Annotated in this window: 14 protein-coding genes; 4 read left to right on the forward strand and 10 right to left on the reverse strand. The window is 60.4% G+C overall.

Annotated features, from left to right (window positions below; translation table 11 throughout):
• Positions 1-65: 65 nt before the first annotated feature.
• Genes trmB through thiS form a run of 3 tightly spaced genes read right to left on the reverse strand, consistent with a single transcriptional unit; the run spans position 66 to position 1,871 of the window.
• Positions 66-815, reverse strand: a complete 750-nt coding sequence (gene trmB, locus B7L71_RS13655; protein WP_081138626.1) for a tRNA (guanosine(46)-N7)-methyltransferase TrmB — start codon at positions 813-815, stop codon at positions 66-68.
• A gap of 12 nt (positions 816-827) precedes the next feature.
• Entirely contained in the window at positions 828-1,622 is a 795-nt protein-coding gene (locus tag B7L71_RS13660) for a thiazole synthase (protein WP_081138627.1), read from the reverse strand.
• A gap of 27 nt (positions 1,623-1,649) precedes the next feature.
• The gene (thiS, locus tag B7L71_RS13665; protein WP_044629870.1) at positions 1,650-1,871 is read right to left on the reverse strand and encodes a sulfur carrier protein ThiS; all 222 of its coding nucleotides are present in this window, start codon (positions 1,869-1,871) and stop codon (positions 1,650-1,652) included.
• Positions 1,872-2,013: 142 nt separating this feature from the next.
• Here thiS and B7L71_RS13670 point away from each other — a divergent pair, with 142 nt between their 5' ends.
• Complete coding sequence (locus B7L71_RS13670) at positions 2,014-2,394, forward strand: DUF423 domain-containing protein (RefSeq protein WP_081138629.1); 381 nt, start codon at positions 2,014-2,016, stop codon at positions 2,392-2,394.
• 6 nt (positions 2,395-2,400) lie between these two features.
• Here the strand turns inward: B7L71_RS13670 and B7L71_RS13675 are convergent, their stop codons facing one another.
• Entirely contained in the window at positions 2,401-3,156 is a 756-nt protein-coding gene (locus B7L71_RS13675) for a glutaredoxin (RefSeq protein WP_212636763.1), read from the reverse strand.
• A gap of 162 nt (positions 3,157-3,318) precedes the next feature.
• On the opposite strand from B7L71_RS13675, the gene B7L71_RS13680 reads away from it, so the two are divergent.
• Positions 3,319-3,759 carry a DUF411 domain-containing protein gene (locus tag B7L71_RS13680; protein ID WP_054640755.1) on the forward strand — a complete coding sequence of 147 codons (441 nt, stop codon included), beginning with the start codon at positions 3,319-3,321 and terminating at the stop codon, positions 3,757-3,759.
• On the opposite strand, the gene B7L71_RS17755 is transcribed toward B7L71_RS13680, so the two are convergent.
• The 3 genes from B7L71_RS17755 to B7L71_RS13695 all read right to left on the reverse strand — a co-directional run bounded on the left by B7L71_RS17755 (position 3,746) and on the right by B7L71_RS13695 (position 6,929).
• Complete coding sequence (locus tag B7L71_RS17755; RefSeq protein ID WP_371858606.1) at positions 3,746-3,967, reverse strand: EAL domain-containing protein; 222 nt, start codon at positions 3,965-3,967, stop codon at positions 3,746-3,748. The genes B7L71_RS13680 and B7L71_RS17755 overlap by 14 nt on opposite strands.
• Before the next feature lie 124 nt (positions 3,968-4,091).
• Positions 4,092-4,508 carry a PaaI family thioesterase gene (locus B7L71_RS13690; protein ID WP_054640757.1) on the reverse strand — a complete coding sequence of 139 codons (417 nt, stop codon included), beginning with the start codon at positions 4,506-4,508 and terminating at the stop codon, positions 4,092-4,094.
• Between the two features lie 246 nt (positions 4,509-4,754).
• A complete protein-coding gene (locus tag B7L71_RS13695; RefSeq protein WP_081138634.1) occupies positions 4,755-6,929 on the reverse strand; it encodes a malate synthase G in 2,175 nt (724 codons plus the stop codon).
• A 219-nt stretch (positions 6,930-7,148) separates the two neighbouring features.
• Here B7L71_RS13695 and B7L71_RS13700 point away from each other — a divergent pair, with 219 nt between their 5' ends.
• Positions 7,149-8,141, forward strand: coding sequence for an alpha/beta hydrolase (locus tag B7L71_RS13700; RefSeq protein WP_081138636.1), 993 nt, complete (start codon positions 7,149-7,151; stop codon positions 8,139-8,141).
• Positions 8,138-8,719 carry an NADPH-dependent FMN reductase gene (locus tag B7L71_RS13705; protein WP_081138637.1) on the forward strand — a complete coding sequence of 194 codons (582 nt, stop codon included), beginning with the start codon at positions 8,138-8,140 and terminating at the stop codon, positions 8,717-8,719. Before B7L71_RS13700 ends, B7L71_RS13705 begins: the two co-directional genes overlap by 4 nt.
• Before the next feature lie 101 nt (positions 8,720-8,820).
• On the opposite strand, the gene B7L71_RS13710 is transcribed toward B7L71_RS13705, so the two are convergent.
• The 3 genes from B7L71_RS13710 to B7L71_RS13720 form a co-directional block, all read right to left on the reverse strand.
• On the reverse strand, positions 8,821-9,081 hold the full coding sequence (locus B7L71_RS13710; protein WP_081138639.1) for a HigA family addiction module antitoxin: 261 nt from the start codon (positions 9,079-9,081) through the stop codon (positions 8,821-8,823).
• A 14-nt stretch (positions 9,082-9,095) separates the two neighbouring features.
• Positions 9,096-9,380 (reverse strand): type II toxin-antitoxin system RelE/ParE family toxin, encoded by a 285-nt coding sequence (locus B7L71_RS13715; RefSeq protein ID WP_081138640.1) that lies wholly within the window; start codon positions 9,378-9,380, stop codon positions 9,096-9,098.
• Positions 9,381-9,441: 61 nt separating this feature from the next.
• On the reverse strand, positions 9,442-10,105 hold a 664-nt coding region (locus tag B7L71_RS13720; RefSeq protein WP_139790138.1), incomplete at its 5' end, for an ATP-binding protein.

The raw sequence follows: 10,105 nt of genomic DNA on the forward strand, positions 1-10,105 counted from the left end.
TTGATGCTGACCGTAGCGTCTAACACTGTAATAACCCCTTTCTGCCAATCTAGCTGGATGGAACTCTACTCTTCCCGACGGTAGATCAAGTCCCATACGCCGTGGCCGAGCTTTTCGCCGCGCGCTTCGAACTTGGTGAGCGGGCGGAAGGCCGGGCGGGGCACGTAAGGTGCGGTCTCGGGCGTGGCGGTGTTGGCATAACCAGGGGCCGCCTCCATCACCTCGGCCATCCATTCGGCATAGGCTTCCCAGTCGGTGGCCATATGGAAGGTGCCGCCGGGCATGAGGCGCGTGCGAATGAGCTCCACGAAGGCCGGCTGGACGATGCGCCGCTTGTGGTGCTTTTTCTTTGGCCATGGGTCGGGGAAGAACAGTTGCAGGGTCGTCAGCGAGGCTTCCGGCAAGCACTGCTCGAGGACGGCCAGCGCATCTTCACGGTACACCCGCAGGTTGGTCAAACCGCGCTTGTCGACCTCGTCCAGCAGCTTGCCCACGCCAGGGGCGTGTACTTCGATGCCGATGAAGTCGGTATCCGGGTGGGTTTCTGCCTGTTCGATCAGCGAATTGCCCATGCCAAAGCCAATTTCCACCACGCGGGGGGCTTGGCGGCCAAACAGGGCATCCAGATCCTGGCGGCCATCGGCAATGGTCAAGCCCAGGCGTGGCCATACTTCTTCCAGGCCGCGCTGCTGGGCCTGGGTCATGCGCCCGGCACGGATCACGTAGCTTTTGATGCCGCGACGATGCAATGGCGCATCGGCGCTCTCCGGGCCAGTGGTGTTGCCGTTCGGCACAGTGTCGTTAGTGTCGGTCATGATGTCTCTGTATCAGCCGTTGATTCGGCCTGCAAATGGCGAAGAGGGGTCGGCGCTCTGGCGGCGCGGCATGCGCCCGGCCAAAAAGGCGTCGCGGCCAGCTTCCACGGCCAGCTTCATGGCGTTGGCCATACGCAGCGGGTCGCGTGCGTGGGCAATCGCGGTATTCAGCAGTACCCCGTCGCACCCTAGCTCCATGGCCATGGAGGCATCCGAGGCCGTCCCGATGCCGGCGTCTACCAATACGGGGACCTTGCTCTGCTCGACGATCAGACGCACGTTGTGCGGGTTCTGAATGCCGTGGCCCGAGCCAATCAGCGAGCCCAGCGGCATGATGGCACAGCAGCCCATGGCTTCCAGTTCACGTGCCACGATGGGGTCATCGCTGGTGTACACCATGACATCGAAGCCATCGGCCAGCAGGGTTTCTGCAGCTTTTAGTGTCTCGACCACGTTGGGGTAGAGCGTGTGGTCATCGCCCAGCACTTCCAGCTTCACGAGGTTGTGGCCATCCAGCAGCTCGCGGGCCAGGCGGCAGGTGCGGATCGCATCCTTGGCGTTGTAGCAGCCCGCGGTATTGGGCAGCAGGGTGTAGTGCTTGGGCGAGATGACGTCGAGCAGGTTCGGTGCATCGGCATCCTGGCCAAGGTTGGTACGGCGCACGGCAAAGGTGACGATTTCGGCACCGCTCTGGGCAATGGCAGCACCGGTTTCGGTAAAGTCTTTGTACTTGCCGGTACCCACTAACAGGCGGGAGCTAAAATCACGTCCGGCAATGGTGAACGGTGTATCAGTCAGTTGCGTCATAGCGATTCCTTGAAAAAGCACCGGCAGCTAGCCGCCGCCAATGGCGTGGACCACTTCGATCTGGTCGCCTGCGGCCAGCGGGGTCGCGGCCAGTTGGCTCTTGGGCACAATCTGTTCGTTGATTTCGACAGCGATACGACGCCCGCCCAGGCCAAGCTGCTCGACCAAGTCGGCAGCGGTGAGGCCTGCGGTCATGGCGTAGGGTTCGCCGTTGAGCGTAAGCTGTATCGACTCATTGGGGGTAGGCATAAACAGTAAGCACCCTGGTGGAGGAGGCAAAACGGCCTCTATTGTAGCGGTTTCGACCCGTGCAAGGTATGCAGCGGGGTGAATATCTCAATGATTAACGGGGTGGCGATGCGCCGCCAACATAGGTGAAAAGGAGTCAGGCGTGCAGCGAATCGACAAGCTGTGGTGGTGTGTGGTGGCGCTTTTAGGGGCAACCATGGTGATGCTGGGGGCTTACGCCGCCCACGGGTTGGCGGCACGCACCAGCGCTGCCATGGTAGATATCGTAGAAACCGGCGTGCGCTACCAAGCGTGGCACACGCTGGCCATGCTGGCGGTGCTTGCGTGGCGCAGCCACCGTCCGCTCCCTGGTCAGCAGGTCGTACTCGCCCTATGGGCGTTAGGTGTGCTGGCCTTTGCTGGTTCGCTCTACCTGATGGCGCTGGCCGGGTTGAGCGTAGGTATCGTGACGCCGATCGGCGGGCTGCTGCTGATGGCCGGTTGGCTGGCCCTGGGCGTCACGGCGCTGCTAAGCCGCTCTTAATCGACGCTAGCCCAGTAGCATGCGCAGCGGCATCCACAGGCCCATGCCGATCATCACCAGGTTTTCGGTGAGCGACACAAAGCCAAGCGGAACGTTGCTGTTGCCACCCACGCAGGCGCACTTGAGTTTGCGCTTATCGATGTAAACCGCTTTGAAGACTGATACCGCGCCCACGGTGCCGACGAATAGCGCCAGCGGCGCGGCTACCCAAATCAGTGTACCAGCCAGCATCAACAGCCCGGCGGCGGTTTCGGCGTAGGGGTAAACGTAGCTATAGGGCACGTAGCGCTGGGCGAGCAGGTCGTAGTTGAGAAACATGGTGCTGAAGCTTTCGATATCCTGCAGCTTCTGCAGGCCCAGCAGCACCATCGCGGTCGCTACGGCAAACTCTGGCATGCGCGCCGTGAGCAGCGTGCCCTGGGTCGTCCAGCTCATCGCCAGGCCTATCAATAGCGCGACGGCAAAAATGGCCAGCACCGGACGGTAGGTAGTCTCTTTGGCATTGGGAACGCTCATCCCTAGATGCTCACGCAGCTCTTCGTAGCCGCCGATACGTTGGTTATCTATGTACACCTGTGGCGTGGTATCGACGTTCTCCTGCTCCTTGAACGCGTCGATCTCCTCACGAGAGGTGAGGGTGTGGTCATCCACCGCGTAGCCTTTGCGCCTGAGCAGGTCGACGGTCTTCAAGCCGAACGGGCACATGTGCTCGGCGGTTTTCATCCGATACACCTGTGCGGTGTGGTGGGTCGTTGCTGCCATCATCAGCCTCCTTGTCGTCTTACGATCAACGTCCACCTTTTAGCGTAGAACCCGGTGCCACCCATAGGTCAAATGAGAGGGAAAGACCGTTGTCTGGTCCTTGACCTGTGGGTAGCCCCAAGGTGGTAAGCTTTGCAAAAAACGGTGTCATAGGAGAGCGATATGAAACGACATGCCACTGCGCTGCTGGTATCCGGTGCTTTGATGTTCGGCGCTGCGACCGCCCACGCCGCGCTGCCGGATGAGGCGACGCTGTATAAGAACCCTCAATGTGGCTGCTGCGATGAGTATGCGCGTCATCTTGAAGAACTTGGCGTAGACGTCACCATCATCGATGACGTCGAGCTGGGTGATATTAAGCAGCAGGCGGGCGTGCCTTACGGCATGGGCTCGTGCCACACCATCGAGATAGGCAACTACTGGATCGAAGGGCACGTGCCGATGGAAGCGGTTGAGGCACTGTTTGAACAGCAACCGGATGTCGATGGCATCGGCTTAGCCGGTATGCCAATTGGCACACCGGGCATGCCAGGGCCCCAAAGCGAGCCTTACAACGTTTACCTATTCAGCGATCAAGACGCCCAGCCGTTTATGACGCTGTAGGCGAAGAAGCGCCGTTGCGTCGCGCAAACTCTGCTGCGGGTGCTGGCTTGCTAAAGAAGTAGCCCTGATAGACATGGCACCCCAAGCGAGCCAGTACTGTACTTTGATCGGCGGTTTCCACACCCTCGGCAATCACATCAAGCCCTAGGCTCTCTGCTAGGGCGATAATGGTGGCGGCTGCCAGGTGGCTGTGGCGGGGTTTGTGCAGCGTTTCCTTAACGCCACCGGTATTCGCGTACGGGACTACCCGATGACGCTGGATCGGCTGATCGACCAGCTCCCCAAAGTGAGTTGAGCGCGTTAAAGCGTGAACGACCGCGCTGTTCGGCTGCCTAGAGTTTATCCGGCAGCGCATAGCTGGCGGTGACATGCACCACGGGGCGCGTGTCATCGCTGGCGGAGAAAATCTGTACTTCGCCCACCGCCAGGCGGCGGCCCAGCTTAATCAGCTTGGCGTGGGCGATAATATCGTGATCGCCGGAGGCTGCGCGTAGAAAGTGGCAGTTTAAATCGCTGGTCACGGCCATCGCTTCGGGGCCTATTTGGGCGAGTATCGCCACGTAGAGCGCCACATCCGCAAAGCCCATCATGGTAGGGCCTGACACGCGGGGGCCAGGGCGCAGGTGCTCATGGCCAATGTGTAGGCGCATGGTGGCGCACATCTCTCCAACGCTCACTATCTTGCCCATCCGCTGGGGAAAGACTTCATCTAAAAAGTGCTCAATCTGCTCGGCGGTCATCACGGTCATTGTTGTTATTCACTCTGACAGGCTGGGGATCTGCTGCCAGTAGGTCGCCAAGAGGGCGCTGTGAACCCATCCCTGGGCGCTACTTATGCCATCCTTGGCATAAGACCCTCTCGGCAACCTACTGCCAGCGCATTAAATTGTCGCGTAGCTTGCTGTGTGTTTCTTTTACGTCAACGTAAGGCTAGCATAAATAAAAAAGCCCCAAGGCGCGAGCCTTAGGGCTGGGTGGCTATTAAGCGATTGGGCTTACTTAGCCTTATGTACCTGACGCCATGCGTGCAGGAGCGGCTCGGTGTAGCCAGACGGCTGTACGCGACCCTTGAATACCAGGTCAGAGGCGGCTTTGAACGCGGTAGAGCTTTCAAAGTCGGCGCTCATGGCCGTGTAAGTGGGGTCGCCAGCGTTCTGCTCGTCAACTACTTTCGCCATACGCTTGAGGGTTTCCTCAACGCGGGGTGCATCAACGATGCCGTGGTGCAGCCAGTTGGCAATGTGCTGGCTTGAGATACGCAGCGTGGCACGGTCTTCCATCAGGCCAACGTTGTGAATATCCGGCACCTTGGAGCAGCCGACGCCGTGTTCAACCCAGCGCACCACGTAACCCAGAATACCCTGGCAGTTGTTATCCAGCTCTTGCTGAATCTCTTCATCCGACCAGTTGGGGTTTTCCGCTACCGGCACGGTGAGCAGGTCATCCAGGAAGTCCGGCTCGCCCTGGGCTTCCAGCTCGCGCTGAACGTCGTTCACGTTTACTTGGTGGTAGTGTAGCGCGTGCAGGGTCGCCGCTGTGGGGGAAGGGACCCACGCCGTGTTGGCACCGGCTTTCGGGTGGCCAATCTTCTGCTCCAGCATGCTGTGCATCAAATCGGGCATGGCCCACATGCCTTTACCAATCTGGGCGCGGCCGCGCAGGCCACAGGCCAAACCGACCTGCACGTTGTTTTTCTCGTAGGCAGTGATCCACGCGGCGCTCTTCATATCGCCTTTGCGAACCATCGGGCCTGCTTCCATGGCGGTGTGCATCTCATCGCCGGTACGATCCAGGAAGCCGGTGTTGATGAATACCACGCGCGAGGTGGCTTCGGCAATACATGCCTTGAGGTTGACCGTGGTGCGACGCTCTTCGTCCATGATGCCCATTTTCAGGGTGTCACGGCTCATGCCGAGAATGTCTTCCACGCGGCCAAATAGCTCGTTAGCGAAGGCGACTTCTTTAGGGCCGTGCATCTTCGGCTTGACGATATACACCGAGCCTGCACGGGAGTTGCGCGGCTGGTCGGCATCTTTTTTCAGGTCGTGCAGGGCCAGCAGCGAAGTCACCACCGCGTCCAGAATGCCTTCCGGCAGCTCGTTGCCGTTTTCGTCCAGAATCGCCGGGGTGGTCATCAGATGGCCCACGTTGCGCACGAACATCAGCGAACGGCCCGGCAGCGTGATGCTGTTGCCGTCGGTGGTTTGCCAGGTGCGGTCGGCGTGCAGCTTGCGGGTGAAGGTTTTGCCGCCTTTCTCGATGTTCTCTTCCAGGTCGCCCTTCATCAGGCCGAGCCAGTTGCTGTACACGCCGACCTTGTCTTCGGAGTCTACCGCTGCCACGGAATCTTCGCAGTCCATGATGGCGGTCAGCGCGGCTTCGACGACCACGTCCTTGACGTGTGCCGGGTCGGTCTTGCCGATGGGGTGGCTGGCATCGATCTGGATTTCCAGGTGAAGGCCGTTGTTGGCCAACAGAATCGACTCGGGGGCCGAAGCGTCGCCGTTGAAGCCGATCAGCTTGCTGGCATCTTGCAGGCCGGTTTCACGACCGCCCTCCAGGCTGACCACCAGGTGACCATCACGAATGACGTACTTCACCGCATCCCGGTGGGAACCGGTGGCCAGCGGGGCGGCACGGTCCAGCACGCCACGGGCGTAAGCGATGACTTTTTCGCCGCGCTTCGGGTTGAAGCTGGTGCCTTTTTCCGCGCCGTCTTCTTCTGAGATGGCATCGGTGCCGTACAGCGCATCGTACAGACTGCCCCAGCGCGCATTGGCCGCGTTCAGGGCGTAACGAGCGTTGCTCACCGGGACGACCAGCTGTGGGCCCGCTTGAATGGCCACTTCACGGTCGACGTTGGCGGTGGTGGCCTTCACGCTGTTCGGTGGCTCTACCAGGTAGCCCACTTCTTTCAGGAAGCGACGGTAGGCGGGCATGTCGCTGACCGGGCCTGGGTTTTCCCGATGCCAGGCGTCCAGCTTCTCTTGCAGGGTGTCGCGCTCTTCGAGCAGCTGACGGTTTTTGGGGGTCAACTCGTGGAACAGGGCATCGACACCGGCCCAGAAGGCGCTTTCGTCGACGCCGGTGCCCGGCAGAGCCTGCTCGTTGATGAAACGGTCCAGGTCGGCTGCCACCTGTAAACGGTGGCGCGTGATACGCTCGCTCATGGGGATCTCCTGTGAAGGTGCCCGTGGATTGTTCTAGTGCCACGGCTCGGGTGAAAGGTGATTTATGGAAAATACTTCCACACCTGCGGTGGCATGTAAACAGGGTAGACCCGAAAGCGGTAAAATGCTCGACCAAATGATGAGAGTGGCCCCGCTGCCGCTGCGATCAAGCGCTGTTTCGGCAGCCCATGGATGTGTCATGTTCACGGAGAGACGTTGATGCATAATTTCCAGCATTTGGAAGGCCTGTTTCTCCAGGCATCCGGCGATTCGCCGTTCTCTCTCTTGAGGCCGGGCGAGGCACTCATGGACGCCATGCACGACTACTTCTGCCATTATGGTCTGGCGGCCTTATTGAGTGACAACCACGAGGTGCACGCTGGTTTCATCGATACCGGCCGGTTTGCGCTCTGGTGCCAGGTGTGGAGCCCGCCTGCACCGGTAGGCACGGCGTTTGTGATTCACGGCTATTTCGACCACCTGGGGCTGTATCGCCATTTGCTGGGCTGCTTGCTGGCCAAGGGCTGGCGCGTGGTGCTGTGGGACTTGCCGGGCCATGGGCTCTCCAGCGGCCCCCGGGCCGAGATCGAAGACTTCGACGACTACCAGCACTGCCTGACTTACCTGCAAGAAGCGCTGCAGGTGTATGGCATGGCGCCTACGCCGTGGCTAGGCGTCGGGCAGAGTACCGGCGCGGCCATTCTGGCCACGGATGCGTTGACGCGCCAGGACGAGGCAGGCTGGGCAGGCATCGTGCTGTTGGCACCTTTGGTGCGGCCCTGGCGCTGGAGCCAATCCAGCTGGCTTCACTTGATCGCCAGTCCGTTCGTCAAGGAGCTGCCGCGCAAGTATCGGCCCAACTCTACCGATGAGCAGTTCACCGAATTCCTGCGCGACCAGGACCCGCTGCAACCTGAACGGTTGAGCGTGGCGTGGATTACCGCCATGCGCCGCTGGATGCCCCGGCTGTTGGCGCTGGAGCCCAGCCCGCTACCCACCTTGATTCTTCAAGGCGAGCAGGACCTCACCGTCGATTGGGAGTGGAATCTCACCATTCTGGCGGAGAAGTTTCCCAACGCCGAGATACACCGCCACCCGGAGGCGCGCCATCATTTGGTGAACGAAGCCGAGCCGATTCGCCAGGTGTTGTTCGAAGCCCTGGACCACTTTGTCGAGAACCTACCTGAAGCCCCCACCAAGGAGCAGCCATGACCGCCACTCAATCGCCCAAAGTACTGGTTTTTGCGGGCAGCGCCCGTGAAGGCTCGCTGAATAAACAGCTGGCCAAACTGGCCGCCCAGCGCATCGAAGCGCTTGGTGGTCAGGCCACGTTCATCGACTTGAAAGAGTACCCCTGCCCACTGTTTGATGAAGACATCGAAGCCCAGGGCATGCCGGAGAACGTACTGAAGCTGCGCGAGATTCTGGCAGAGCACCAGGCGCTTTTGATCGCCTCGCCAGAGTACAACGGCTTTATCACCCCGCTTTTGAAAAACACCCTGGACTGGCTGTCCCGCCCCTACGGCGATACCCCCGGTTTGGGACTATTTGCCGGTAAATGGGCGGCGCTGGTGGCCGCCTCCCCCGGTGGCCTGGGCGGAATTCGCGCGCTGCCGCTGGGCCAGCAACTGCTCGCCAACCTGAGCCTCACCGTGCTGCCTCAGCCGCTCTCGCTCCCCAAGGCGGGCAGTGCGTTCGACGACAGCGGTGCGCTCAGCGATGACGCCACGGGCCAGAAGCTGGATGCGCTGTGCCAACGCTTGGTGGATTGCCTGGCAGCAACGCACTGACCACAGGGGGCTTATGCCCCCTTCAACAGACGATCCAGTTGCCGGTAGCCGATGGCTTCGATGTAGGTACAGCTGCTTGAGCCGTTAAATGAGATAGTGGGTCACGCCACTTGGTGACGGCGGGCCTCTTCCAGGTCGTAGGCGTTCTGCAGGCGTAACCAGTAACCTTCGCTGGTGCCGAAGACCTTGGCTAAGCGTAAGTCAGTATCTGCGGTAATCGCTCGGCGGCCCAGGGTGATTTCACCAATGCGGGTCGCTGGGACGCCCATCTGCTTGGCCAGTGCATTTTTACTCATTGCCATTGGCTGCATGAAATCTTCGTACAAAATTTCACCGGGGTGAATGTTAGGAAGTTTGGACATTTTGTGGCCTCCCTTTATGTGTGGTAATCGACGATTTCGACATCGAAAGCGTCGCCATTGTGGAAGCGGAAACACAGACGCCATTGATCATTGATGCGTATGCTGTACTGGCCTTCGCGGTCGCCTCGCAACGCTTCCAAACGATTACCTGGTGGAATCCGTAGGTCATCAATTGTGGCGGCAGCATCAAGCTGGCGTAATTTTTTGAGCGCATTACGCTGCATATCTTGTGGCAGCTTGCGCGAGGAGTTGCCTCCCGAAATCAAAGCAGTTTGTCGACTTTTGAAGCTTTTTATCATGCCCAATATATCCCACTGGCACTTGTATTTAGTATAACGTGGCGCGTTATGTTTTCCAGCGTTAAGCCCCCTTCAGCAGACGATCCAGCTGCCGGTAGCCGATGGCTTCGATGAAGTGGGGCTGAGAGGGCTTGGGTTCACCCTGCAGGTCGGCCAGCGTCAGCGCCACGCGCAGTACCCGGTGGTAGGCACGGGCGGAGAGCTTGAGCTTTTCCAGCACGCCAGCGAGCCAGGCGCGCTCTTCATCGTTGAGGGCGCAGGCGGCTTCCAGCGCTTTACCGCTGAGCTGGCTGTTGAGCGCACCTCTTGCCATCTGCCGCTCCCGGGCGGCCATCACCCGTTCGCGCACCGCGCTGGAGGGCTCGCCCTGGGTTTGTGCGGTGAGCTGCTCCGGTGGCAGCGCGGGTACTTCCACCTGCAGGTCGATGCGGTCCAGCAGCGGGCCAGAAAGCCGCGCCTGGTAGCGCTGAATCTGGCTGGCGCTGCACTGGCAGCGGCTTCGCGGGTCGCCCAGGTGGCCGCAGGGGCAGGGGTTCATGGCGGCAACGAGCTGAAACTGTGCGGGGTAGCGGCGTTCATGGCTGGCGCGGGAGAGGTGAATTTCGCCGGTCTCCAGCGGCTGACGCAACACTTCCAGCACGTGGCGCGAAAACTCCGGCAGCTCATCCAGAAACAGCACGCCGTGGTGCGCTAGCGAGATTTCCCCTGGCCTGGGCTTCGAACCA

Source organism: Halomonas sp. BC2 (assembly GCF_002078115.1).
Taxonomy (GTDB): Bacteria; Pseudomonadota; Gammaproteobacteria; order Pseudomonadales; family Halomonadaceae; genus Vreelandella; species Vreelandella stevensii.